23 protein-coding genes are annotated in these 26195 nt (G+C 59.4%); 8 read left to right on the top strand and 15 right to left on the bottom strand.

Annotated elements, in window-relative coordinates; genetic code table 11:
• Nucleotides 1-2 precede the first annotated feature (2 nt).
• The 4 genes from RE428_RS02025 to RE428_RS02010 form a co-directional block, all read right to left on the bottom strand.
• Nucleotides 3-770, bottom strand: coding sequence for an SDR family NAD(P)-dependent oxidoreductase (locus RE428_RS02025; RefSeq protein ID WP_004579208.1), 768 nt, complete (start codon nt 768-770; stop codon nt 3-5).
• A 15-nt stretch (nt 771-785) separates the two neighbouring features.
• On the bottom strand, nt 786-2009 hold the full coding sequence (locus RE428_RS02020; RefSeq protein ID WP_004579209.1) for an acyl-CoA dehydrogenase family protein: 1224 nt from the start codon (nt 2007-2009) through the stop codon (nt 786-788).
• Between the two features lie 80 nt (nt 2010-2089).
• Nucleotides 2090-2563: a PaaI family thioesterase gene (locus RE428_RS02015; protein ID WP_004579210.1), complete on the bottom strand. Its 474-nt coding sequence runs from the start codon at nt 2561-2563 to the stop codon at nt 2090-2092.
• On the bottom strand, nt 2563-3348 hold the full coding sequence (locus RE428_RS02010; RefSeq protein WP_004579211.1) for an SDR family NAD(P)-dependent oxidoreductase: 786 nt from the start codon (nt 3346-3348) through the stop codon (nt 2563-2565). The genes RE428_RS02015 and RE428_RS02010 overlap by 1 nt, the downstream gene beginning before the upstream one ends.
• A 291-nt stretch (nt 3349-3639) precedes the next feature.
• Here RE428_RS02010 and RE428_RS02005 point away from each other — a divergent pair, with 291 nt between their 5' ends.
• Nucleotides 3640-5244 carry a class I adenylate-forming enzyme family protein gene (locus RE428_RS02005; RefSeq protein WP_004579212.1) on the top strand — a complete coding sequence of 535 codons (1605 nt, stop codon included), beginning with the start codon at nt 3640-3642 and terminating at the stop codon, nt 5242-5244.
• Nucleotides 5245-5455: 211 nt separating this feature from the next.
• Here RE428_RS02005 and RE428_RS02000 read toward each other — a convergent pair whose 3' ends face one another.
• Nucleotides 5456-6211 (bottom strand): enoyl-CoA hydratase-related protein, encoded by a 756-nt coding sequence (locus RE428_RS02000; protein WP_004579213.1) that lies wholly within the window; start codon nt 6209-6211, stop codon nt 5456-5458.
• Between the two features lie 202 nt (nt 6212-6413).
• Here RE428_RS02000 and RE428_RS01995 point away from each other — a divergent pair, with 202 nt between their 5' ends.
• From RE428_RS01995 to RE428_RS01975, 5 genes are all read left to right on the top strand, one after another.
• The gene (locus RE428_RS01995) at nt 6414-7868 is read left to right on the top strand and encodes an amidase (RefSeq protein WP_004579214.1); all 1455 of its coding nucleotides are present in this window, start codon (nt 6414-6416) and stop codon (nt 7866-7868) included.
• Between the two features lie 209 nt (nt 7869-8077).
• Nucleotides 8078-9121 (top strand): TRAP transporter substrate-binding protein DctP, encoded by a 1044-nt coding sequence (gene dctP, locus RE428_RS01990; RefSeq protein ID WP_004579215.1) that lies wholly within the window; start codon nt 8078-8080, stop codon nt 9119-9121.
• A gap of 88 nt (nt 9122-9209) precedes the next feature.
• On the top strand, nt 9210-9758 hold the full coding sequence (locus tag RE428_RS01985) for a TRAP transporter small permease subunit (protein WP_004579216.1): 549 nt from the start codon (nt 9210-9212) through the stop codon (nt 9756-9758).
• Nucleotides 9755-11065 (top strand): TRAP transporter large permease, encoded by a 1311-nt coding sequence (locus tag RE428_RS01980; RefSeq protein ID WP_004579217.1) that lies wholly within the window; start codon nt 9755-9757, stop codon nt 11063-11065. Before RE428_RS01985 ends, RE428_RS01980 begins: the two co-directional genes overlap by 4 nt.
• Before the next feature lie 208 nt (nt 11066-11273).
• Nucleotides 11274-13130 (top strand): methyl-accepting chemotaxis protein, encoded by a 1857-nt coding sequence (locus RE428_RS01975; protein WP_004579218.1) that lies wholly within the window; start codon nt 11274-11276, stop codon nt 13128-13130.
• Nucleotides 13131-13277: 147 nt separating this feature from the next.
• Here RE428_RS01975 and RE428_RS01970 read toward each other — a convergent pair whose 3' ends face one another.
• Nucleotides 13278-14264, bottom strand: a complete 987-nt coding sequence (locus tag RE428_RS01970) for a DctP family TRAP transporter solute-binding subunit (RefSeq protein ID WP_004579219.1) — start codon at nt 14262-14264, stop codon at nt 13278-13280.
• Between the two features lie 588 nt (nt 14265-14852).
• Between RE428_RS01970 and RE428_RS01965 the strand changes: the two genes are divergently transcribed.
• Nucleotides 14853-16709, top strand: coding sequence for a HAMP domain-containing methyl-accepting chemotaxis protein (locus RE428_RS01965; protein WP_004579220.1), 1857 nt, complete (start codon nt 14853-14855; stop codon nt 16707-16709).
• On the opposite strand, the gene RE428_RS01960 is transcribed toward RE428_RS01965, so the two are convergent.
• From RE428_RS01960 to trpB, 5 genes are all read right to left on the bottom strand, one after another.
• Nucleotides 16710-18089 carry an MATE family efflux transporter gene (locus tag RE428_RS01960; RefSeq protein ID WP_004579221.1) on the bottom strand — a complete coding sequence of 460 codons (1380 nt, stop codon included), beginning with the start codon at nt 18087-18089 and terminating at the stop codon, nt 16710-16712. It abuts the gene before it with no gap.
• Between the two features lie 233 nt (nt 18090-18322).
• Nucleotides 18323-18646: a hypothetical protein gene (locus RE428_RS01955; protein ID WP_040882292.1), complete on the bottom strand. Its 324-nt coding sequence runs from the start codon at nt 18644-18646 to the stop codon at nt 18323-18325.
• 40 nt (nt 18647-18686) lie between these two features.
• Nucleotides 18687-19175 carry a hypothetical protein gene (locus RE428_RS01950; RefSeq protein WP_004579223.1) on the bottom strand — a complete coding sequence of 163 codons (489 nt, stop codon included), beginning with the start codon at nt 19173-19175 and terminating at the stop codon, nt 18687-18689.
• Nucleotides 19176-19195: 20 nt separating this feature from the next.
• Complete coding sequence (gene trpA / locus RE428_RS01945) at nt 19196-19993, bottom strand: tryptophan synthase subunit alpha (protein WP_227500260.1); 798 nt, start codon at nt 19991-19993, stop codon at nt 19196-19198.
• 5 nt (nt 19994-19998) lie between these two features.
• Nucleotides 19999-21222: a tryptophan synthase subunit beta gene (gene trpB / locus RE428_RS01940; RefSeq protein ID WP_004579225.1), complete on the bottom strand. Its 1224-nt coding sequence runs from the start codon at nt 21220-21222 to the stop codon at nt 19999-20001.
• Between the two features lie 126 nt (nt 21223-21348).
• Here trpB and RE428_RS01935 point away from each other — a divergent pair, with 126 nt between their 5' ends.
• Entirely contained in the window at nt 21349-22257 is a 909-nt protein-coding gene (locus RE428_RS01935) for a LysR family transcriptional regulator (RefSeq protein WP_004579226.1), read from the top strand.
• A 31-nt stretch (nt 22258-22288) separates the two neighbouring features.
• Here the strand turns inward: RE428_RS01935 and oppF are convergent, their stop codons facing one another.
• The 4 genes from oppF to oppB are packed head-to-tail and all read right to left on the bottom strand — an operon-like array spanning nt 22289 to nt 26117.
• Nucleotides 22289-23266 (bottom strand): murein tripeptide/oligopeptide ABC transporter ATP binding protein OppF, encoded by a 978-nt coding sequence (gene oppF, locus RE428_RS01930; RefSeq protein ID WP_004579227.1) that lies wholly within the window; start codon nt 23264-23266, stop codon nt 22289-22291.
• The gene (oppD, locus tag RE428_RS01925) at nt 23263-24234 is read right to left on the bottom strand and encodes an oligopeptide ABC transporter ATP-binding protein OppD (RefSeq protein ID WP_004579228.1); all 972 of its coding nucleotides are present in this window, start codon (nt 24232-24234) and stop codon (nt 23263-23265) included. The genes oppF and oppD overlap by 4 nt, the downstream gene beginning before the upstream one ends.
• A 32-nt stretch (nt 24235-24266) precedes the next feature.
• Complete coding sequence (gene oppC / locus RE428_RS01920) at nt 24267-25187, bottom strand: oligopeptide ABC transporter permease OppC (protein WP_004579229.1); 921 nt, start codon at nt 25185-25187, stop codon at nt 24267-24269.
• Nucleotides 25188-25196: 9 nt separating this feature from the next.
• A complete protein-coding gene (gene oppB / locus RE428_RS01915) occupies nt 25197-26117 on the bottom strand; it encodes an oligopeptide ABC transporter permease OppB (RefSeq protein WP_004579230.1) in 921 nt (306 codons plus the stop codon).
• Between the last annotated feature and the right edge of the window lie 78 nt (nt 26118-26195).

The following is a 26195-nucleotide window of genomic DNA, read 5'->3' as shown; positions in this document are numbered from 1 at the left end:
CCTCAGCCAACGGTCTCTCCGCCGTCCGCCACAATCACCTGACCGGTGATGTAGGCGCTGGCCTTGGTGGACAGGAATACCGCAAGTCCGGCGATATCAACCGGCTCGCCGATGCGGCGCAGGGGCGTCTTCTCTTCGACGCGCTTGAGACGTTCCGGATCTTCCACCAGCGCCTTGGCGAAATCGGTACGGACCAGTCCGGGAGCGATCGAGTTGACCCGAATGCCCCTGGGGCCCCACTCCACTGCCAGGTTACGCGCCAGGGCCGCTTCCGCTGCCTTGGACACGCCGTAGGTGCCGATGACGGTATTGCCCCGAATACCAGCAATGCTGGACAGCAATACCACCTGGCCATCACCGCGCTCCGCCATGTGCGGCAACACCATCTGGGTCAGCCAGAAGGTGCCCTTGACGTTGGTATCCATGATCTTGTCCCAGGCCTCGTCAGTCATATCCTGGGTAGGACCGTAGACCGGATTGGTAGCGGCGTTGCATATCAACACATCGATCTGGCCCCAGGTTTCCAGGGTCTTGTCGACGAGATTCTGGAGGTCGTCCTTCTTGCCCACGTGACAGGGAATGGCGATCGCCTCGAAACCCTGCTCTTTCAGCTCGCCGGCGACCTGTTCGCAAACGTCCGCCTTACGACTGGAGATCACGACTTTTGCACCGCAGCGGGCCATCTCTTCTGCAATAGAGCGACCGATACCTTTGGTAGAACCCGTGATCAGGGCCACCTTGCCAGTCATGTCGAACAATGGGTTAGTCATGGTCGGGCCTCCTGATCAATGGGATCTGGCGTGGGTTTGCGGGTAGTTGCGCAGTTCCAGCTTGGCAATGGAGTCCAGGTGAACCTCGTCCGGGCCGTCCGCCAACCTCAGGGTGCGCACCTGAGCCCAGGCCGCCGCCAGGAAAGTGTCCTGACATACGCCCGTCGCGCCATGCACCTGGATCGCGCGATCCAGAATTTTCAACGCCATGCTCGGCGCGGCCACCTTGATCATGGCGATTTCCTGACGCGCCACCTTATTACCGACGGTATCCATCATATGCGCGGCTTTCAGGGTCAGCAGGCGACACTGCTCGATTTCCAGGCGGGAACGGGCGATGTCCTTGCGGATGGAGTCGAACTGGGCCAGCGGCTTGCCAAAGGCTTCACGCTCGTTGACCCGTTGGCACATGGCTTCCAATGCGCGCTCGGCCACACCGATGGTGCGCATGCAGTGATGGATACGACCTGGCCCCAGACGACCCTGGGCGATCTCGAAACCACGGCCCTCGCCCAACAGCATGTTGCTGGCCGGTACTCGAACGTTGTCGTACTCGATTTCCGCATGACCATGGGGTGCGTGGTCATAGCCGAACACGGTCAGCGGACGGATGATCTTCACGCCCGGGGTATCCAGCGGCACCAGGATCATGGACTGCTGCTTGTGCTTTTCCGCCCCGGCATCGGTCTTGCCCATGACGATGGCGATCTTGCATGTGGTGGTCATGGCACCCGAGGACCACCACTTGCGGCCGTTGATGACATACTCGTCGCCATCGCGACGGATCTCGCAGCTAATGTTGGTGGCGTCGGACGACGCAACTGCCGGCTCGGTCATGGAAAAACAGGAGCGTATTTCGCCGGCCAGCAGCGGCTCCAGCCACTGCTTCTGCTGTTCGGGGGAACCGTAGCGGGCGATGGTTTCCATATTGCCGGTATCCGGCGCGGAGCAGTTGAAAACTTCCGGCGCCATATGGGAGCGGCCCATGATTTCGCACAGGTGGGCGTATTCGAAGTTGGTGAGGCCGGCACCGTAGTCACTTTCCGGCAGGAACAGGTTCCACAGGCCAGCAGCCTTGGCTTTGCCCTTAAGCTCCTCCAGGATCGCGGTGGGCGCCCAACGGTTCTCGGCGTTGGCGATCTGCTCGTGGTGCAGATGCTCGTTCGGGTAGACGTGCTCGTCCATGAAGGCGAGCACTTGCTCGCGCAGGGCCTGGGCCTTTTCGGAAAGTTCAAACATGTTGTGCCTCGTTCTGTCGTTGTTGGTCTTGGGGGCTCAATCGGCGGCCTTGGCTCACCCGCGGCGCCAGCCCAATCACGTCACGGCTTCTGAATACTGCTTCTGAATGTTTCCAGCGGAACGCCTTCGGGACTTTCGCTGCCCGAGCGAATGCGGAAGGTACCTTCGCCAATGGCCAGCACCTGCCCTTTCTCATCACGGATCTCGCCGGAACTGTTAAAGATTCGCGTGCCCCCGGCCCGTTTATGTCCGGTAACCGTGATCACGCCACCACTGCACTGGCCGGTAAAAGTAGTGGTCAGCGACAAGGTGATCGCCTTGCGAATGCGGCCGGGATAGGGGCAATAGGTCCCCGCCTGGGCCAGGGCGATATCCAGCAACGAGGTGAGCACGCCGCCGTGGATCACCCCTGCCAGGTTCAGGTGGTGGGACTGCAGTTCAACAGCGATCACCGCCTTGTCCTCCTCCCATGACACCTGGCGATAGCCGAGCACGTTGTGAAAGCCCGGCAGGTTCTTGGAATCGGGGTATTCCTGGTTTTCGACTTCAGACATCAGACTTTCATTCCAGGCAGATTCAGGGAGGCCGTGTTGCCACCGTCCACCGGTAGCGCCTGACCGGTGATATAGCTGGCGTCATCGCTGGCCAGGAACAGGATTGCCGCGGCAATTTCCTCGGGCGCGCCGTAGCGACGCAGCTCACAACGCGAACCCAGCTTGTGCGCTTTCTCGTTGGCACGGGCGTAATCGAAGATGGGCTGGGTCATACCGGTCTCGATCAACCCGGGACAGACGGCGTTGACCCGCACGTTGTCGCCGCCCAGGTCACAGGCAGCGGTCTGGGTCAGGTTGATCACCCCGGCCTTGGACGCACTATAGGCGTTGCCGCCGGCACCGGAACGGATACCCGCCACGGACGCGGTATTGACGATGCTGCCGAGACGACGCGCCTGCATATGCGGCGCCACGTGCTTGATAAAGAGCATGGGACCGATCAGGTTCACAGACAGGATGCGATCCCACTCCTGGCGGTCCTGTTCGGTAATTGGGGGATGCTTGCCGGAGATGCCCGCGTTGTTGCAGAGCACGTCGATCTGGCCGTAGGTGCGGATAACGTCGTTGACCAGACTTTCGACCGCTGATTCATCAGATACGTCCATCACCCGTCGCAGGGATTCGGTGTCTTCCGGCAAGGCGCCTTCGGTTTCCATCAGGCCAGCTTCGGCCTGGTCCACCAGGACCAGGATGGCGCCCTCGCGTGCAAGACGCAGGGCGACGGCGCGTCCGATACCGCTTCCAGCACCGGTGACCAGGGCCACGCGTTTCCTGAAACGCATCATGGGATGCTCCTTCTATTCTGGGAATCCTCCTTCGGATAGCTGCACGCGCAAAGTGCGAAGCAGCAGTCCGGAGATTCCTTTTTTGTTTTGAACGACGGTTGTTTTGAACGACCGTCGTTTTTGGTGGCGCCGCCTGCAGGCGAACGCTCGTTAATACGGTGTTCTCCCGGCACAGCGGGAACCGCAAAACAGGAATTCGGGGTTTAATTTGTCATGCCTTCCAGTTTTGAGTCAATATATTCGAAAACTAATTTCACTAGTTAAAACACAACAATCACTGAGAGCAAGACGATGAACGACTACGTGAAAACCATGGCCGTCCATGCCCCCCTCAATCCCAACGAATCCCTGGTCTCCATCGGCGAACAGATCCAACGCTTCGCCAGTTCCCAGCCGGATAAGATCGCCCTGATCGACGACGCCTTGGCCGAACACAAGGGACGGGTAAGCTGGCGCGACCTGGTGACACGGGTCAACCGTATTGCCAACCGGTTACGGGAGGGCGGCCTGAAGACCGGCGATACCGTGGCCGGTCTCTCCGAAAACAGTGCGGAATACGTGGCGCTCTACCTGGGTGTTTTGACTGCCGGCGGCTGCATGGTGCCGCTATCGGGCATGGCCAGCGGTGACACACTGGCGCTTATGGTCAACGACTGCGACGCCCGCTTCCTGTTTGTCTCCGCCAAGAACGAAGCCTTGCTGGACGAGATTCGTGACAAGCTGGACAAGGTCCCCCACAGCACTCGCATCGGCCTGGACTTCCGTCCGCCGGACAGTGCCCTGACCCTGGACGACTGGCTTGCCGACGCCCCAGGTACGCCGAACCCCGCGAAGCTGGCCCTGGATGATCCGTTCAATATCATCTACAGCTCCGGGACGACGGGCACACCCAAGGGCATCCTGCACGACCACCGCTTCCGCTACCGGCAGATGCTGCGCATGGGCACCTATGGTCTCGACGGCGTCGCCGTCAACCTGGTATCCACACCGCTCTACTCCAACACCACGCTGGTATCCGCACTGCCAACGCTGTTCCACGGCGGCACCCTGGTGTTGATGGCCAAGTTCAACCCGCTACGGTTCCTGGAACTGGCCCAGGAACACCGGGTCACTCACGCTATGCTGGTGCCGGTGCAATACCAACGCATTCTCGCCGAACCGGATTTCGACAGCTTCGATCTCTCCAGTTTCAAGCTGAAGCTGTCCACCAGTGCGCCCCTTCGCTCCGACGTGATCGGCGAGGCGATGGCCCGATGGCCGGGCAATATCCGCGAAGTCTATGGCCTGACCGAAGGCGGTATTTCCACCACCCTGGATTGCCGGGAATTCCCGGACAAATGGGATTCCGTGGGCCGGCCCACAGAAGGTGCGGAAGTACGGATCATCGATGAAGACGGACACGAACTACCCCGGGGCCACATCGGCGAAATCGTCGGGCGGGCAGGGGCCATGATGCGCGGCTATTACCACCGCGAGGAACAGACGGCCGAAATGCTATGGACCAGCCCGGAGGGTTTGGCGTTCTACCGTAGCGGCGACATGGGCAAGCTGGATACCGATGGCTTCCTTTATATCCTCGACCGGCGCAAGGACATGATCATCTCCGGCGGTTTCAACATCTATGCCGTGGATCTGGAAAAGGTCCTTCTGGAGCACCCAGCGGTTGCGGATGCGGCGGTCATCGGCATCCCCAGCGAGCACTGGGGCGAGACACCGCTCGGGCTGGTGGTCCGTCGCGCCGACGAAGCGGCGAGTAAAGCAGACATCATGGAGTGGGCCAACGCGCGCCTGGGCAAGACCCAGCGGCTGGCGGGCATCGAGTTCCGTGACGAGTTGCCCCGCAGCACGATCGGCAAGGTGCTTAAGCGGGAACTGCGGGCACCTTATTGGGATTGATTGATGGCGAAATGTCGTCTGTCAGCACCGGGGGAAACGCGGGCGCCTTTGGCGCCTCAGAAGCTGAAGCTTCTGCTACATGCTCGAGTTATCCGAAAAATGTAGCCGACGCTTCAGCTTCGGAGCAGCCCAAAGGGCTGCCTTTTTAACGCCTGATATCCGGAACCAAGCACGGCGTACAGCATACGAACGACGTGCCTAAAAATGCCCCTCACCGTATCGGCGTCGTGCGCCGACTAATGGTCTGCAGCGCATTCTGGCATTCCGGCGAGCGGAGGCGGTGGGCGAACACGGCGCGCTCGCGTTCGAGTGCCGCCAGGGCCTGCTCGCGCCAGGGGGCCTTGAGCAGTCGTTTACTGGCGCGTAGCGATTCCCGCGATTTACTAGCCAGCCTACGCGCCGTCGCCAGGGCCTCCTCGGTCGCTGCGCCGTCCGGTACGAGCTGGGAGGCAATGCCGCTTTCGAGGGAGGCCTGACCGGTGACCGCCTCGCCCATGATAAGCAGGTCCGTCGCGCGTCGATATCCCAGCTGCAACGGCATCATGACCGTGGAGGCCGCTTCCGGCGACAGGCCGAGATCCACGAAGGGCGTGCGAAACAGCGCCGACTCGGCAGCGATCACCACATCGCAGTGCATCAACATGGTCGTACCGATACCTATCGCCAGACCCTCGACCCCGGCAATAATCGGGGTGTCGCACATCATCAGCCGTTCGATGAAGGCAAGCCCGGCGGAGGGCTTCGGATTGGGATCTGTGGCCCGGGCACGGAAGTCGTCCAGGTCGTTGCCGGCAGTAAACACGCCGTCCTGGCCGGTAATAACAATGGCATTTACGGTAGGGTCGTCGGCAGCCTGGTCCACCTCGCGGGCCAGTTCGGCGTACATCTCGCGGGTCAGGGCGTTCTTCTTTTCCGCGCGGGCAATAACCAGGTGCACCAGTCCCGCTTCGTGTCTGATCTCGATCATGCCGATTCTCCTACGTGACGCGAAAGAGCTCGCGCCTGATTGTTAGTCTGCGAAATACTGTTTCACAAATTGAGCAGTTATTCTATGTTCAGATACCAGCGCTAAGTTCAAAAACCAACACTAACGTTGATAAAGCCAATAACCATATCCGGACTCAGCCTTGAAGTCCCGCCTAGACCCAACAACAAAAGGACCCAAGACCGTGCAATTTCATCAGATGAGCAGCTTCGCACTCGCCGAAGGTATCCGTCAGCGTCGATTCACTTCCATAGATGTTCTCGATCACTTTCTCGACCGTATCGAGCGCTACAACCCTGCGCTCAACGCTATCGTCGTGCTGCGCGCCGAGGACGCCCGCCGCCAGGCCAAAGCCGCCGACGCTGCGGTCGAACGGGGCGATGAGCTCGGCCCGCTACACGGCGTACCGATGACGATCAAGGAGACCTTTGAAATCAAAGGGTGGCCCACCACCGCCGGTTACGACAAGCTCCGCGACTACATTTCGCCTCGTACCGCACCGGCGGTCGAGCGCCTGCAGGCCGCCGGCGCGATTATCCTGGGCAAGACCAATGTCCCGGAACTGGCGGGCGACTTGCAGACCTTCAACAGCATCTATGGCACTACCACCAACCCCTGGAATACCGATGTCACCCCGGGCGGCTCATCGGGCGGCGCAGCAGCCGCTCTGGCCGCCGGACTGGTTCCGCTGGAGCTGGGCAGCGATATCGGCGGTTCGATCCGCACACCGTCGTCCTTCTGCGGCATCTACGGCCTGAAGACCACCTACGGCATCATCCCCACCCGTGGACATATTCCGGGCCCGCCCGGCAACCGCGGCAAACGGGACATTGGTGTTGCCGGTCCCATGGGACGGCACCTGGACGATATCGAAAGAGCACTGGAGCTGCTGGTCGGCCCCGATGAGGCCGAAGCTCCGGCCTGGCAAATCCGGCTGCCCGAAGCCAGTATCCGATCACTGAATGGCCTGAAAGTCGCCGCCTGGCTCGACGATGCGTTCTGCCCAGTCGATGACAGCGTCAAGCACGGACTGGACATCGCCATAAGCCTGTTGCGCGAGGATGGTGCAACGATCGACGAGGAGGCCCGCCCGGAGGATCTTACCCTGGAGCAGAACCATCGCCTCTACTACGACCTGCTCGCCGCCACCATGGGCGCTGGGTTGAACGACAAAACCTGGCAAAAACTTGCGGACGCCGCCCAGGACAGCCAGGCGGACGATTACCGCGCCCGCTTCGCGCGGGGCGCCACCCAGAGTCACACCGCCTGGATGCGTCAGGACGAGGAACGTGCCCAATTGCAGTACCGTTGGCACCGGTTCTTCGAAGGGTTCGACCTGCTGGTCTGCCCGGTCGTGAATACGCCGCCGTTCCCCCACGACCAGGAGGCCTCGGCTATGGAACGCACCCTCACCATCAACGGCCAAGCCCAGGTCTACATGGATGTCACGGTCTGGGCAGGTATCGCGGCCATTTCCGGTCTGCCGGCACTGAGCCTGCCGGTCGGCATCAGCGACGACGGGCTGCCGTTGGCGGTACAACTGATCGGCCCTGCCTATAGTGATAAGAACCTGATCCAGGTGGCCCGACTGATGTCACTTCACCTGCACCCCGATGGTTTGCCCTTTCCACCGCTGTAACCGGCGAAGGGCCGGTTTACACGCGAATTACATTCCACAGGCGTCCTATTGCAAATGGTCAGTCATGTGATAAATTCGGAAAACAAGGATTCATTCTGCAGTCACTAGTACCGCAGAGCGAAACTAAGCAAGAAGCTTTACGGGAATACAACAAGAGAAGCTTTGGTCCAAGCAACACAAGTCAAAGCACAACAACAAGAGGTCAAGTCATGCAAACGCTTACCCAGTTCAAGAAACAGCTGACGGTCTGCGCCTCCGCCGTGGCCCTGAGTGTCGGCGCCCTGTTCAGCGGTGTAGCAACTGCCGCGGATACGACTACCTGGAAAGTGCAGTCCCACTGGCCGGGCTCGAGCAGCTCCTATGAAGACAGCCTGGGCCGCCTCAAGCGCGTCATCGAAGAACGCAGCGATGGCCGCCTGAAACTGGACCTTTACGAGTCCGGCGCGCTGTTCAAGCCGAAGCAAACCTTCGAGGCGGTCAGCCGCGGCATCCTGGAAATGGGCACCATCTCCCCATCCTATGCCCAGGATAAAATGACCCTCGCCGGCATAGCCTCCGGTCTGCCATTCGCTTTCCGCAACGTCTGGGAAACCGCCTATTTCCATCAGGGCCTGGGCTTCGAGCAAATGCTGCGTGACGAAGCCGCCCAATATGGCGTCTACTGGGCAACCGACAAGGTCTACCCGACCGAGATGGTCATCAAGAACCCCATCAACAGCTGGGAAGACTTCACCAAGCTGAAGATCCGTTCTTCCGGTGCGCTGCAGAAATTCCTGACCGAAGCCGGCGCGGCTGCTTCCTATATCCCCGGTAGCGAACTCTACCCGGCCCTGGACAGTGGCGTGGTCGACGGCGCGCACTGGGGTGCGGCGCAGGGTGCTTACTCCATGGGTCTCTACGAAGTGGCGAAGTATCATGTGAAGCCGGCCCTGAACATCGCCGGTACCGACGTGATCATCGTGAGCCAGAAGGCATTGGACAAGCTGCCGGAAGACCTGCAGAACATCGTCAAGCAAGCGCTGGATGAGCAGTTCTGGTTCCGTACCAACGAATACCAGTATAAGGAACGCGTTACCCTCGCCAAGGCCATCGCTGAAGAGGATGTACAGGTCAATACCCTGCCGGAAGATGTACAACAGCGCCTGACCCAGACCGCACAGAAAATGTGGGACGAAGAAGGCGAGCGTAGCGAGCGTGCCCAGAAAGCACTGACTATGCTGAAAGACTACCTGACGGAATTGGGCTACCTCTAAGGCTCGCCATCAGGCCTCTCAGCCGGTGGTCGTCTGGCCACCGGCTTCCGTTTTACCCCGTTTATCGAATTTCCTCCCGGAGGATCCCATGCGTGCGCTGACCGCATTCATGAACGGTGTGACCCGGCTGAACGACTTTATCGGTCGATGGGTCGCCCTGCTCGTTTTCGCCATGTTCATATTCCTGCTGCTCGAGGTGTGCTTCCGCTACCTGATGAACTCACCGACGGTGTGGACCAATGAGCTGACTCAGATGCTGTTCGGCGTCTACGCCATCATGTCCGGCGGCTACATCATGGCCCACCGGGGGCACGTGAATGTCGACTTGCTGTATTCCCACCTGGGCCCAAGGGTGCAGGCCTGCCTCGACGTGTTCACCTCGACCATGTTTTTCGCCTTCACACTGGCGCTCTTCTATTTCGGCTACGACATGGCCAGTCAGTCGGTAGCCAGTTGGGAAACGTCCTATTCCGCCTGGAACCCGCCGATCTGGCCGGTGAAGGTGGCGATTCCCCTGGGTACCGGTCTGCTGGTCCTGCAGGGGGTGGTCAAGCTGTTGGAGGATATCGCAATAGCCTTCAACCTGGATTACTACAAACCTGAGAGCCGCGAAGCCGAGCAGGAGGATATGCTGTGAGTATCGAAGTCCTGACCCTGCTGTTTTTCGGCGCCCTGCTATTCTTCCTGGTCCTCGGGCTACCGCTGGCCTTCGTGCTGGGCGGTGTGTCCGTCGTCTTCCTCTATTTCACCTGGGGATTCGATTCCTTCTTTATGGTGGCTTCGCAGATCTGGAGCACCATGGAGAGCTTTACTCTCGTTGCCATCCCGCTATTCGTCTATATGGCGATGATCCTGGAGCGGACGGGTGTCGCCAACGACCTCTACCGCATGATGCACCTTTGGTGGGGGGGCGTACGCGGCGGCCTGGCTATCGGCACCCTGGGGATCTGTGCGCTGTTTGCGGCGATGTGCGGCATCAGTGGAGCGGCCGTGGTGGCCATGGGGACCATCGCATTGCCGTCGATGCTCGAGCGCGGCTATGACAAGAACATGGCCCTGGGCTGCATCAATACCGGCGGTGGCTGGGGCATCCTGATTCCACCCAGTATCCTGATGATCCTCTACGCCCTGATCACCGGCGTGTCCGTGGGCAAGATGTTCGCCGCCGGCGTATTGCCCGGGCTGCTGCTGATGGTGCTGACCATCGCCTACATCATTATCCGCTGCTACTTCCAGCCACACCTGGCACCGGCACTGCCGCCCGAGGAGCGAGCCAGCTGGGCGGAAAAATTCCGCGCCCTGCGGGCCGTCATCCTGCCGATTGCCATCGTGATCATGGTACTGGGTTCGATCATTGGCGGTATTACCACGCCAACCGAAGCAGCCGCTGTGGGTGTTTTCGGCGCATTGATCTCCGCGGTGGTCTACCGCAAGTTCACCTGGAAACTGCTGCACGAAGCGTCGATCCGCACCTTCAAGCTGACCGGCATGATCATGTGGATCCTGTTCGCTGCCCACGCGTTCAGCGCGGCCTACCAGAGCATGGGCGCCCAGGAACTGATCGAAGGGCTGATGCAGATGATCCCGGGCGGTCCCTGGGGCGTGATCCTGTCGATGATGCTGATCATCTTCCTGCTGGCGATGGTGCTCGATCCGGTAGGCATCATGCTGATCACGTTGCCGGTGTTCATGCCTATCGTCGAAAGTCTCGGTTTCGATCCGATCTGGTTCGGTATCCTGTTCGTGATCAACATGGAAATCGGCTACATGACGCCGCCCTTCGGCTTCAATCTGTTCTACCTGAAAGGGGTCGTGCCACCGAATATCACGATGCGGGACATCTACCTGTCGATCATCCCATTCGTACTGGTGGAAATCGTCGGCCTCGCACTGATCATGATCTTCCCGGAGATCGCCACCTACCTGCCGGATCTGTTCTTCTAGATCCCGTCCGATCTTGAGGACCTACCCCGCTGCAGAATCCAGACCCTGCAGCGGGGTCGCTTTAATACTCTGTTACCAATCTTTGCTTGATCAAATAGCTGAAATAAACCTTAAATACCATTTAGCGGAACTTCTTTCCGCACAAATACAACAATAAGACGCCTTCGACCTCCCCTCGTCCGGCGTCAAGGTATTCAGGGAGCACACCATGCGGATGCCTCAGTTTCTCTCGTCCCTCTCGATCGGACGCAAGCTTGCTATTGGTTTTTCGGCGCTGATCGTACTTGCCGTCATTGTCGGTATCACAGCCTTACAAGCACTCGATAGTTATACCCAAAGGGCTATCATCGTCGGCCAGGTCGGCGTTATGGAAACGCGCCTACTGGAAGCCCGACTTGCCGAAAGCCAATTCATGCTCGACCACGAGGAAGGCGGACTTGAGGGCGCCCGCCAGAACAGCGCCACAGCGGGCAAGATAGCAGCTAATCTGGAAGCGGAGCTGGCGACACCCGCCAATCTGCAGCGGCTGGATACCATCAAGGCCGGCGCCGCCCGCTATAGTGAACTGCTGACCGAACTGGCCACCAATATCCAGGCGCGGGAGGCCACCGTCGCGCAGCTTGAAGTGGATGCACGCATGGCGGAAAGCCGGCTGAGCACCGAAGACAAGCTCTATATGGCGGCGGCGGCCCTCAAGCAAATGCGTCGCAACGAACGCAGCTTTCTGATCGAGGGGGATATCAAGGCCATCGAACAATTCGAATCCGCCGCGGAGCGGGCCTTGCGTTCGATCAAGTCCTCTTTTCTCGACAAGTCGATCAAGGAAGAAGTCAGCGGTCTGTTCACCAACTACATCACGACCTTCGGCCAGGCAGCCAAACAGGTGCAACGTAACGAGGCCCTGGAAACGGAAATGCTGGCTTCCGCCAACAGCATCCTCTCCGCCGCCGCTGAACTGAAAGAAGTCCAGGTGGGCAAGATGCGCACGGAGCAGACGCAGGCGATTACGCTGATCATCGTCGCGACCGTCATCGTTATCCTGCTCGGTGTCGCCCTGGCCTGGACCCTGACCCGCAATATTGTGCGTCCTATCCGCGAGGCTGTGGAGGTCGCTACCAAAGTCGCATCCGGCGATCTGCGCACCGACGTGAAGACCAACCGCCAGGACGAGCTGGGCCAGTTGCTCAACGCCCTGGGCGCCATGGTCAGCAACCTGCGTGAACTGGTGCGCGGTATCAACAGTGGCTCGGAGAATATTGCCACTTCCACCGGCGAACTCTCGACCGTAACCGAGCAGACCAGCCAGGGTATGACCGATCAGCGGGATCAGACTGATCAGGTAGCCACCGCCATGAACGAGATGGTTGCAACCGTCAGCGAGGTGGCCAAGAGTGCGGAGGACGCTTTCAACGCCGCCAACCGTGCCAGCGAAACCGCCGCCGAAGGCGAGACCGCAGTGGGCGAAACCCTGTCTTACGTCAACGAACTGAATGGACTGTTGGAAAACGTGATGCAGCAGCTTCACGGCCTGCAATCGGACACGCAGAACATCGTCACTGTGCTGGATGTCATCAAGTCCGTCGCAGAGCAGACCAACCTGCTGGCACTGAATGCGGCTATCGAGGCCGCCCGTGCCGGCGAACAGGGCCGCGGCTTTGCAGTGGTGGCCGACGAGGTCCGCTCCCTGGCCCAGCGTACACAGACCTCGGCCTCTGAGATCGAAACCCTGATTACCAACCTGGTGACCAGCGCCGAAGGTTCGGTGAAGGCCATGGAGTCCGGTAACCGCCTGGCCGGTCAGACGCTGGAAAGCGCCCAGGCTACGGGAAAAACCATCAAGGATATCGCCGCTGCGGTGGAAGAGATTCGTCAGTTCAACAGCCAGATCGCAACTGCTGCAGAACAGCAGTCATCTGTCGCAGAAGATATCAATCACAACGTCACACAGATTCGCGATATCAGCGACCAGTCCGCGTCATCAGCCTCACAGGTCGCATCCTCGACCACCGAGCTGGCGCAATTGGGCGAAAACCTGCGTGTACAGGTGGCGCGATTCAGTGTTTGATTTCAGATGATAAAAAAGAACGGTGCCGCTGCTAAGCAGGACACCGTTCGGAAAAACGGACCACGTCCGCAATGCTGATCGTCTGGATCACTTTTTAGGAAGAAAGCCGCTTCTTCAGGCCGAAGCGGCATCGTACCCTGAAAGCGTTTACGACTTGCCCGCTGCGATCGCAGCGTCAATCACGTCCTTACCGATTTCGCCTTCGTAGGCGTCCCAAACGGGCTTCATAGCCTGCTGCCATACTTGCAGCTCTTTCGGCGACAGCTCGATCAGGTTGACGTTCTTCATGCTGCGAAGCTCATCATGGTCATTCTTTGATTTTGCGATAGCCACTGCATTGCCGTACTTAAGCGCCATACCCAGCGCATATTCGAAATGACGACGCTCTTCTTCGGGCAGCGAGTTCCAGAAATTCGAGTTGGTGATGACCATGTAATCCAATACGCCGTGGTTCGACTCCATGATGTACGGCTGGTGTTCGTAGAACTTTTTAGAATAGATATTGGACCAGGTGTTCTCCTGCCCCTGGATCAGTCCAGACGCCAACCCTTCATAAACGTCGGCAAACGCCATCGGCATCCCAAAGGCGCCGATCGCCTGGAACTGCTTCTGCAGCACCTCGGAATCCATAATTCGGAAACTCAGGCCTTCCAGATCGGACGGTTTATGGAATTCCTTGTTCGCGCTCAGTTGCTTCAGGCCGTTGTGCAGGTATCCCAGGCCGAGAATACCCTTCGACTCCATGCTCTTCAGCAGCGACTGTCCAACCGGCCCTTCCTGGAAACGCTCGACCGCGTCCATGTTCGGGAACAGGAACGGCAGGTCGTAGATCTTCAGCTTCGGTGTATATTCCTCGAACTTGGACACGGACGGAACGGCGAAATGGATCTCGCCGCGGGCAATGGCCGTGATCGCCTCCCCATCATCCAGCAACTCGGAGTTGGGGTGGACGATAACGTTGTATTTCGAGCCCATTTTCCGCTCGACGATGGTCTTGAACATGGTGGCCATCTTCCCCTTCGGGGTATCCGGGCTCACGACATGCGTGAACACCAGGTACTGGGGGTTGGCCCATGCAGCGACCGGCAGAAACAGGCACAGCGCCAGCAAAACTTTTTTCAAATGCAGTGTCATCCAAATGCTCCGTAAGTTGCTTGTTGTTCTAGACTCAGCCACAACAAGGGAGCAGCGCTGCAAGACCGGGGCCAATATATCGGATTGGCAACGATATGGCGGGCTGAAGGGTTATCTTCTGGACCTGCTTACGTATTGTTGGTGTTGTGCAACACAATGTGACCGATTCCAGAATCAAATGGGTGAGATTTCACCCATTTCCCCAATACCATAGGTGTATATTCACCAACACCCATTAGAAGCCCCGAAAGCCCTTTTGAAACGCCCCGTTTCGGCAATTTCATCGGCTGCAAAAATACGTCCCAAGCTGACACGACGTGTCATTTCTCACCACTCGAACGACCGGTAGTCCGCTTTCCGTTAAACATTTCCCATTTTCAGCAATTACGGCGGGTTTTTTGCTTGGATGGGTCTGTCGGAATAACGCGACCAACTGGTCTGCGCTTCTCTGATCGAAGACTACGGCGCGCGCGCCCAGCGAATCCCGTTGCGATCATCCGAAACACCCTGTGGAGCAGAATTCGCTCAATCTTCACTTGGGACCGCCGATAAAAGACCTACTCGACCTAAATGGAGTTAACACTCGCCATGCCGTTATCGCGCTACGTCTCGTCCCTCACTATCGGACGCAAGCTCACCATTGGCTTCAGCCTGTTGATCATCCTCGCCGCGCTGGTGGGCGTTGTGGCCATCAAGCAGTTGAATAGCTATGACCACCGTGCCGATGTGGTGGCCCAAGCCGGCCAGATGGAAGCGTACCTGCTGGACGCCCGGGTCAACGAGAAGAACTTCATGCTCCGGGGCGACGTGGCAGAGCTGGACCAGGCCACGCGCCTGAGCGAATCCGCCAGCCAAACAGCTGACGTGCTAAAGGAACGCCTCGCAGTGCCCTCCGACCTGGCTTTGCTGGATACCGTCCAGGACGGCGCCGAACAGTACGCTGGCCTGCTGCAAAAACTGGCGACAACGCAAACCACCCGCGACGCCAGCGTTGCGAAACTGGAAGAAGACGCCCGCGTTACCGCCAGTCGCCTGAGTACCGAAGCCCAGTTATACGTTGCGGAAGGCGCGATCAAGAAGATGCGCGGTCACGAGCGCAACTTCCTGATCCAGCACAATGACGAAGCCATCGCCAACTTCAAGAAAGAAGGCGAGCGCGCTATCCAGTCCATCGAAGCCTCCTACGTGCAACAGGGGGTCAAGGATGAAGTCACGGGCCTGTTCAAGACTTATATGGATACGTTCGATACCGCAGTCGATAAGGTCCGGGAGTTGACTCAGCTGGAAGACCAGCTCGTCGAAACAGCCCGGAGCATTGTCGAAGCCGCAGAAAACCTGCAGAAGATTCAACTTGAAAAGATGGACCGCGAGCACGGCAGTGCCTTGATGCTGATCGGCATCGCTATTGCCGCTGCAGTGATTTTGGGCGTTATAGCGGCCTGGAGCCTGGCGCGCAGCATCCTCACCCCCCTACGGCAAGCGGTGGAGGTCGCTAGCAAGGTGGCCTCGGGTGACCTGCGTTCGGACGTGCAAACCAACCGTCAGGATGAACTGGGGCAACTGCTCAGCGCCCTGGGCACGATGGTGACGAACCTGCGCTCCCTGGTACGCGACATAAATAGCGGCTCCCAGGATATTGCCACCTCCACCGGTGAGCTCTCCACCGTGACCGAACAGACCAGCCAGGGCATGCTCCAGCAGCGTGACCAGACCGACCAGGTCGCTACTGCCATGAACGAGATGGTTGCCACGGTGAACGATGTCGCCAAGAGCGCCGAGGAAGCCTTCAATGCGGCCGCCCGCGCCAGCGATAAAGCCACCGACGGCGAAACGGCCGTGGGTGAGACGCTCTCCTACGTCAGCGAGCTGAACAGCCTGTCGGAGAATGTCATGCAGCAGTTGCACAGCCTGCAGTCCGACACCCAGAACATCGTCACGGTGCTGGACGTGATCAAATCCGTGGCCGAGCAGACCAACCTGCTGGCACTGAATGCAGCCATTGAAGCCGCCCGTGCCGGAGAACAGGGTCGTGGCTTTGCGGTCGTGGCCGACGAAGTGCGATCACTGGCCCAGCGCACACAGAGTTCCGCATCTGAAATCGAAACCCTGATCAGCAACCTGGTGAGCAGTGCCGAAGGCTCCGTCAAGGCCATGGAGTCCGGCACCCGCCTGGCGGGCCAGACACTGGACAGCGCCCAGACCACCGGCAAGACCATCAAGGAAATTGCAGCTGCCGTGGAGGAAATCCGGCAGTTCAACAGCCAGATCGCCACTGCCGCTGAACAGCAGACCTCCGTGGCCGAGGATATCAACCTGAACGTCACGCAGATCCGCGATATCAGCGACCAGTCGGCGACTGCTGCCTCCCAGGCTGCCTCGTCCAGCACGGAACTGGCCCAGCTCGGCGAAAACCTGCGCACTCAGGTGGCACGCTTCAGCGTCTAGCTACACCACGCGCCGCAACCAGGTCTCGCGGCGCAGGTAGACCACCATCATCAGTGCCTTGGCGACTTCGTCGGCGACAAAGCCGGCGAAGACGCCCCATAGGCCGAACCCCCATTGGAATCCCGCCAGCCACGCAAACGGCAAACCCACCACGGCGAAGCCGAGAAACGTAATCACCATCGGCGCCCTTGTGTCGCCTCCTGCCCGCAGGACACCCGGTACGACCATGGTCACTGCCGTGGCCGCGCTGTAGAGCACACTGAGGCCCACCATCCAGATCACCCAATCGCGGGTTTGTGCGGATATGTCGTAGAGCATCGTGAAGAGCGGCGTCAGCAGCGCGACCAACAGGGTCAGGGCCGGCAACGTCAGCATCATCAGTTGCCAGCCGACGCGCACATAGCTGCGTGACTGCCTCACCCGGTTCGCCCCCAGGGATGATCCCAACAAAATACTGGTGGCCTGCTGGAGCCCCAGACCCGGAGCCAGGGAAAAGCCGCGGATCGTCGAGGCGATCAGGAAGGCCGCATAGGCCGCCGCGCCCACCCGGTTGAACATCATGGTGTAGATGAACGCCGAGCCTTGCCAGAGAAAGCCGTCCAGCGACAGGGGATACCCCAGCTTCATGACGCGTCCCAGACGCCCCCAGGCCATGACGCCAACCTGCCTCAAGGGCATGGCCACCGAAGGATGATGCAGCGCTGCCCGCACCAACATGACCGACTGGAACGCCCATGACAGTGAGGTCGAGATCGCCACACCCGCAAGCCCGAGCGGTGTAAACAGCGGTTCGGTCAGCCCGGGAATGGCCCCACCAAACAGCAGGATGAAGTTGCCGATACCGTTGATCAGGTTGCTATAGAGCATCAGCCGCATCGGCGTATGGGTATTACCCAATGCCTGCAGGATGAACATGGCTACATGGGAGGTGACCAGGAACGGCATCCCCAGCCCGATGATCCCAAGGTAGGTATACCCCAACCCGGGCAGCTCGGAACGCTCCTCAGGCGGACGGAACAGATCGGTGGTCACCAGCGCCAGCATCGACTCACCGAAAAGGATATAGACCAGACCAATCACGCTGCCCACCGCCAGGCCGGCGACCAGCAATGTGCCCAAGGTCTCCCGGATTTCGTCGAGCCGCCTCGCACCGCGTAACTGGGCAACGATGACGGCACCGCCCTCGGTCAGCGCGGCATAGCACAGCACCACGAGGAAATTCAGCTGCAAACAGATCCCCAACGCCGCAATCGTCTGCTCGCCGAACTGCCCCACCATCAGGTTATCCACCAGTCCGGTGAGTTGGAGCAGGTAGAACTGGATAATAATCGGCCAGGCCAGGGTCAGCAGACGCCGATGTAGGGGACGGGTGGACAGCACTAGACTTACCGGTTCGTGGGTGGCTTTTGATGGATACGGCAGCCAATCAATAGGGCTACCGATGCAGTGTAGTCGGATGGCCGGCGAAGCCAATAATCTGACGATGGCTTCGGGAAGGAGGAATATCAAGGCGTAGGCTGCCTCGAATGCCCAGGAGGTTAGCCCACGCAGGACCTAGTGAGCAAAGCGAACTGCATCGGCTCAGGCGGGCACCTTTCACACACTGGCCGCCATCAAGCTCCCACTGAGGAACTCTCGTTGCTCGAATCGGACCGCCTCAAAACCACCAGAAAATACAGATAGTAAATCCAGTACACCGGCAACGGCGCAACGATCAGCAACACCAGCCATACATACTTATTTCTCCGCGCAGCGTCACTGGCAAGATACCCGCCATGGATTATCAACACGACCACGAAGGCCAAAACCATTTTCAAACGATACGTATGGAGGATGTTGTCATCCGAGGCAAACTCGTTGAGATAGATAAACACCGCTAACAGGAGCAGGCCGAAGCATCCCAGCGCGTGAAAGAATACAGCAGTCAGTCGCGACATCTTCTTTCCATTCATCTTCAAGCGGCCGAGTCTCAACCGATCATTCGGCATCGTACCGATCGGCCAGGAACAGCCACCAGTAGCAACCGACGCTGGTAGCTGCCACCGGCACCACGAACCACCCAAATACGCTCAGTGTGCTCGACACACCCTCAGCCTCGCCGCTTGCCAAATACAACAACAAGGCCAGGAACAGAATGCTGGAAGGCGTCGCCATGGTCACAGCCAAGGCATGCTTAGCCGTGGAACCGATGTCCAGAGGGTCCAGTAGCCGGAAAAATAAAAGCCACAACAAGGAACCGCTGATCCCGAACATCAGGAATCCAGCAAAGGCGATAAAAAGGGGTAGGAAAAAGATTTCGCCGGTCGGGCTGAGGCGGGTAACACCCAGAGCAATGCTCGCCAATAAGCTAAGCAGAACCAACGCTACAACGATGGCGCTGAGTATCTTTACGTAGACCCGCATCGACTGCATCTCTGAGTTTTGGGACTGAGCGCATAATATACCCAGAAAGGCAGCGCGACTCATCCTCCAACCGCACCGGGTGGTCAGCGAAGCCCAGCCGCCAACTCGCTCACCCTATCGTGTACCGCGGCTGTCGCAGCCTCGGAGGTTTCAGCCCGCTCGACACAGTCCACCAGAGCCGAACCCACGACAACCCCATCGCTGAACCGGCCGATCGCCGCTGCGTCGTCCGCCGTGCGGATACCAAAGCCGACCGCGACGGGCAGATCGGTATGTTCGCGAATGGCCGCCAGCGCGCGCTCGACGTCCTGGTCACGGGGTGCAGCGCTGCCAGTAACGCCGGCAACCGAGACGTAATAGACAAACCCCCTGGCCTCCTCGAGCACCTGCGCCAGCCGTTCGCCTTTCGTCGTCGGCGTCACCAGGCGGATGATCGCGATGCCGACCTCTTCGGCTACCTGGAATAGGGACTGATCATGATCGTAGGGCAAATCAACGATGATCAGACCATCGACGCCCGCCTCCGCTGCATCACGCAGGAAGCGTTCGCCGCCGTAGCGATAGACCGGATTGTAGTAGCCCATCAATACCAATGGCGTTTGTAGGTTCTGGCGGCGAAACGATCGCACCATCTCCAGGGTGCTTTTCTGGGTCTGGCCATTTTCCAGGGCTCGGAGCGACGATTTCTGGATCGATGGGCCGTCCGCCATCGGGTCCGTGTACGGCATACCGAGTTCGATGATATCGGCGCCCGCCGCTGGCAGCCCTTGTAGAATGCCAAGCGACGTTTCCAGGTCCGGATCGCCGGCCGTGATATAGGTCACCAGCGCCGGACGGTTTTCAGACCTGAGCGCCGCAAAGCAGGTGTCGATTCGGGATATCTCTCTCATCGCGGGTTCCCCGTTTGCAGACCCTGGCTGCCGAGACGGTCGGCGATAGTCACCATGTCCTTGTCACCCCGGCCACTGAGGTTAACGACCATCAAGTGATCCCTGGGTAGCGTTGGCGCCCGGCTGGCAACCTCTGCCAGTGCATGGGCGGATTCCAGTGCGGGAATGATGCCCTCCCGGCGGCAGCATAACTGGAACGCGTCGAGAGCCTCGTCATCGGTAATCGAGACGTACTCGACGCGTCCTTGCTCGTGCAGCCACGCATGTTCAGGACCAATGCCGGGATAGTCGAGTCCGGCGGAAATCGAATGCGCATCAGTAATCTGGCCGTCCTCATCCTGCAGCAGGTAGGTGCGATTGCCATGGAGCACGCCGGGTGAGCCGCCACTGAGACTGGCCGCGTGCTTGCCGCTCCCGATCCCCAAGCCGCCAGCCTCGACACCGATCATGCGCACCGTCTCATCCCCCAGAAACGGATGGAACAGGCCTAACGCATTGGACCCGCCACCGATACAGGCCACAAGGGAGTCGGGCAACCGCCCTTCCTTCGCCAAAATCTGCGTACGGGTCTCACGGCCGATAACCGCCTGGAAATCGCGCACCATGGTCGGATATGGATGCGGTCCCGCCACCGTGCCGATCACGTAGAAGGTGTCATCGATATTGGTGACCCAGTCCCGCAGGGCTTCGTTCATCGCGTCCTTGAGGGTGCCACGACCGCTGGCCACCGGCACAATCTCGGCGCCGAGCAGCTGCATACGCAACACATTGGGCTGCTGGCGTTCCATATCGGTCTTACCCATGTAAACCACACAGGACATGCCGAAGCGGGCTGCGACAGCGGCAGTCGCAACGCCATGCATCCCGGCACCGGTCTCGGCGATGATGCGGGTCTTGCCCATACGCCTCGCCAACAGGATCTGGCCGATACAATTATTGATCTTGTGCGCCCCGGTATGGTTCAGCTCCTCGCGCTTCAGGTAAATCCGGGCGCCACCGAAATAGTCGGTAAGTCTTTCAGCCAGATAGAGCGGGCTGGGCCGGCCCACGTAGTCCTCCTGGAAGTACGCAAGCTGATGCTGAAAGTCCGGATCGTCCTGTGCCTTCCTGTAACCGGTCCGCAATTCCTTTAGCAGCGGAGCCAGGGTCTCGGCGACGAAGCTGCCGCCGAATTGACCGAAGAACCCCTCTGCATTGGGCTGCATTGCATATGCATTCATAAGCCACCTGCCTGAGCAATTGTGGAGAATCTGCTCACGAGATTATCGAACGCCCGGCGGTAGGAAAATCGATAGAATTGCAGCAATATGTGAGTCCAACTCACATTTCCATTTATCGAGGAATTCATGAGCCAGGACATACCGCCACTGGCGGCGCTACGCGCTTTCGAAGCGACCGCACGGCTAGGCAGCGTGACCGCCGCCGCGCGGGAACTGCATGTCACCCACGGCGCCGTGAGTCGCCAATTACGCAGTCTCGATGAGCACTTCGGGGTGATGCTGTTTACGAAGGCGGGGCGGGGAATCCAGCTCACTCACCAGGGTGAGCGATTGCAGCAGGGGATCGGCGAGGCTTTCGCCCGCATGCGAGAGAGCTGCGCAGAGCTAAAACGCAGTAGCGAGGACGCACCCTTGACCCTGAAATGCCCTGGCAGTCTCCTGGCCCGATGGTTCATTCCGCGCCTGGATCGCTTTCAGCGCGATCTGCCCGACGTCGCGCTCCAGGTCGGCTCCGGTGACAGCGAACTCGACCCTAGAGGCGAAGAAGCGGGTGCCACTCTCGTCTTTTCGGAACCGCCCTGGCCCGCTGAGTTGGACGTTATCGAACTCGCCGCCGAAGACATCTGCGCGGTGGCAAGTCCAAAACAAGCGGCGCGTTTCGATTCAGGGCACCCCGAAACGATTTTCACTGCGCCATTACTGCATACCCACTCTCGCCCCCAGGCATGGCCACAATGGGCACAAGCGCACGGGCTGGAAACGTCGCGTCTGGAACGGGCCCTGAGCGACGGGCAGGGGTTCGATCACTTGTACTACTTGATCGAGGCCGCGCTGGCAGGATTGGGCGTCGCCATTGCCCCCCGGTTGCTGGTCCAGGACGACCTGGATAGCGGGCATCTCGTTGCACCCTGGGGCTCGGTAGAAACGCCGGGGCGGCTCTGCTTGATGCTGCCGCGCTATGTGCCGTCTCGCCGTGGGGCCCAGCTTGCGGATTGGCTAAAGGCGGAAATTGGCAGCACCGAAGGTATGCAGTGACCGGGTGGCTCGCACAGCACCACCCAAATCGTCAGACGTAAGGGCAAGCCACCTGATGACGAGGCTCACCATCCAGCGGCGGGTCATGGTCAGCGCAGGCATCCCGGGCAATGGGACAGCGTGTACGGAACACGCACCCGGACGGCGGGTCGATCGGTGAAGGCAGGTCGCCCTCGAGCAACTGGATCTCCTTGTTGCGCTCGATTTCGGGGTCAGGCACCGGTACCGCCGTCATGAGGGCTCGCGTGTAGGGATGTCGAGGGTCGGCATAAAGAACGGGGCCGTCACCCACCTCCACCTGATTGCCCAGGTACATCACCATAACCCTGTCGCTGATGTGCTTGACCACCGAGAGGTCATGAGCAATGAAGATCAGGGAAAGCCCCATTTCCTGCTGCAACTGCTTGAGCAGGTTCACGACCTGCGCCTGGATGGACACGTCCAGCGCGGAAACCGGTTCGTCACAGATCACCAGTTTGGGCTCGACGATCAGCGCCCTGGCAATGCCGATCCGCTGGCACTGGCCGCCCGAGAATTCGTGGGGATAGCGATTGATGACGTTCGGCAACAGGCCCACCTTGAGCATCATGGCCTTGACCCTGTCCTTCACTTCCTGGCGGCTCAGTTTTGGGTAGAAGGTCCTTAGCGGTTCGGCTATGACGTCACCAATGGTCATGCGGGGGTTGAGCGATGCCAGCGGGTCCTGGAAGATCATCTGGACGTCTTTGCGGATCTCGCGCCAACCGGCTGCATCCAGGCCGACCAACTCCCGGCCCTGCCACTGGATACTACCTTCCTGGGCCTTCACCAGACCGATAAGCGCCCTGGCAAACGTGGACTTACCACACCCGGATTCACCCACGACACCGAGGGTTTCTCCCGGCTGCAAATCCAGGCTGACGCCATCGACCGCTTTCAGGGACAGGGGTTTGGACCAGGGCCAGCTCTTGTCGCTGCGGACGCTGAAGTAGACCTTGAGATCCCGAACCTTGAGTATTGGCGCACTCATACGGCCAGCTCCTCCGGGTGCCAGTGGCAGGCGCGGCGCCGCTTATTGAAACGCTCCAGCGGCGGTTCTTCCTGTCGGCAGACGTCCATCACCCGGGGACAGCGCTCCTGGAACGGACACCCCTGCGGCAGCTTGAGCAGATTGGGCGGATTACCCGGAATGGTGGATAAAACCTCTGTACTGTCCCTATCCAGACGCGGAATGGCTGAGAGCAATCCCTGGGTGTAGGGATGGGTAGGCCGATAGAAGATCTGCTCGGCCGTGCCGTATTCCATGGTTTGGCCCGCGTACATGACCAGCACCCGGTCACACACACCCGCAACGACGCCGAGGTCGTGGGTGATCATGATGATCGCGGTATTGAAATCCTGCTTGAGCTCGGCGAGCAAGGCCATGATCTGGGCCTGCACGGTAACATCCAGGGCCGTGGTGGGCTCATCGGCGATCAATAAACTGGGACGGCATAGCAGAGCCATTGCGATCATGACCCGTTGGCGCATCCCCCCTGAAAACTCGTGGGGAAACATCTTCATGCGCTTGCGGGCCTCCGGCATCTTGACTGCATCAAGCATGCGGACCGATTCCTCGAAGGCAGACTTGCGACTCATACCCTTGTGCAACCTGAGCACTTCCGTCAGTTGTTCACCCACCCGCATATAGGGGTTCAGGGAGGTCATCGGATCCTGGAAGATCATGGCGATCTTCTCGGCGCAAATCCGGTTCATGGCTTTCTGCCCCAGGCCCAGTATGGACTGACCCTCGAATATGGCTTCGCCGCCCACTTTACCGTTCTTGGCCAGCAAGCCCATCAGGGCGAAGGCCGTCTGGCTCTTGCCGGAACCGGATTCGCCGACGATGCCCAGGGTCTCCCCGGCCGCCAGGGAGAAATTCAGCTTGTTGACGGCCGTGACCTCGCCCTCCGGCGTCGAGAAATGCACTTCGAGGTTATTAACGCTTAACAGGGTCATAGAACGTACGCTCCTTCCCGGGTCACGAGGGATTACCGGTCTTTCGGATCGAGTGCATCACGCAATCCATCGCCGAGAAAGTTGAAACAGAACAGGGTGGTCACCAGGAAACCCGCCGGAAAAAGTAGCTGCCAGATGGCCACATCCATGGTTTTCGAGCCCTCGTTCAGCAGGGCGCCCCAGCTGGTCATCGGCTCCTGCACGCCAAGACCGAGGTAACTGAGGAAGGATTCGAACAGGATCATGCTGGGCACGAGCAGTGTGGCGTAGACCACCACGATACCCAGCACGTTGGGCACGATATGGCGGAAGATAATCATCCGGGAACTGACACCGCACACGTGCGCTGCTTCGATAAACTCCTTGCTCTTCAGGCTCAGGGTCTGCCCCCGCACGATCCTCGCCATATCGAGCCAGGACACAGCGCCGATGGCGATGAAGATCAACAGGATATTGCGACCGAAAAAGGTCACCAGCAGGATCACGAAGAACATGAACGGGAACGAGTTGAGGATCTCCAGCGTGCGCATCATCACCGAATCGACACGTCCCCCGAGGTAACCCGAAGCCGCGCCGTAGAGCGTGCCGATGACAATCGCCACCAGGGCCCCCAATACGCCGACCATCAAGGAAATGCGGCCCCCGACCAACGTGCGGACGAACAGGTCCCTGCCCAGGCTGTCCGTGCCGAAGTAGTGGCCGGACTCTACGGCGGGCGGCATCTGCATGTTGTTCCAGTCGATGTCCTCGTACGAGTATTCCCCCAGGAAACTGCCCAGCAGGCAAAGCGCCGTAATCAGGCAAAGCACGATAAGGCTGGCTATGGCTGCCTTGTTACGCATGAAACGGCGGCGGGCATCCTGCCAAAGGCTGCGCCCTTTCACCTCCTCCGGTGACTGCAATTGGTCCGCAAACTGGTTGACCGCCTGACTGTGTTGTTTGTTACTCAGCATAGGACGCACTCAGTAGCGGATCTTGGGGTCGATATAGGCATAGAGGATATCGACGATGGCATTGAAGGCGATGGTCAGCGCACCGATCAGCACCGTAATGCCCAGCACCATCGAATAGTCGCGATTCAGGGAACCGTTAACGAATAGCTGACCGATCCCGGGCAGACCAAAAATGGTTTCGATCACCACGGAACCGGTGATGATGCCGACGAAGGCGGGGCCGAGATAGGAGATAACGGGTAGCAACGCCGGGCGGAGCGCATGGCGCCAGATGATGTAGCGGGCTGGTAGCCCCTTGGCGCGGGCGGTGCGAATGAAGTTGGAGTGCATCACCTCGATCATGCTGCCCCGCATGATGCGTGCGATCGAGGACACGTAATGGGCGGCCATCGCAATGACCGGCAGGATGAGGAACATCCATTGACCGCCCTGCCAGCCTCCGGCAGGCAGCCAACGATAGTGCACGGCGAAGATCAGTATCAGCAGGGGAGCAAGCACGAAGCTCGGGATCACCACACCGGTCATCGCCAGGGACATCACGCCGTAATCCATCCAGGTATTCTGTCGAAGCGCCGCGATGGTGCCGAACAGGACGCCCAGGACCACGGCGGTGATAAAGGCCCAGAGACCGATTTCCGCCGAAACGGGGAAGCTCTCGGCCACCAGCTCGTTAACCGTGAAGTCCTTGTATTTGAACGAAGGACCAAGGTCACCCTGGAGCAGGTCTCCAAGATAGTTGAAGTACTGGATATAGAGCGGCTGATCCAGCCCATATTTAGCTTCGATGTTGGCCATGATTTCCGGCGGTATGTTGCGCTCCGCTGAAAACGGGCTGCCTGGCGCCGCATGCATCAACACGAACGAGACAGTAATCAGTAGCAGTAGAGTCGGTATCGACTCGAGCAAACGTTTGAATACAAAGCGTAACATTGGTTTTTACCTACACGGCCTGGCCTTCAGGGCACGCATGAATCCGACCGGTTTCCCTGGTAACGACAGGTACAGGGC

Source organism: Marinobacter nanhaiticus D15-8W, from assembly GCF_036511935.1.
Taxonomy (GTDB): Bacteria; Pseudomonadota; Gammaproteobacteria; order Pseudomonadales; family Oleiphilaceae; genus Marinobacter_A; species Marinobacter_A nanhaiticus.
Note: the sequence above shows the minus strand (reverse complement) of the source record. Positions and strands in the feature narration are given on the sequence as shown.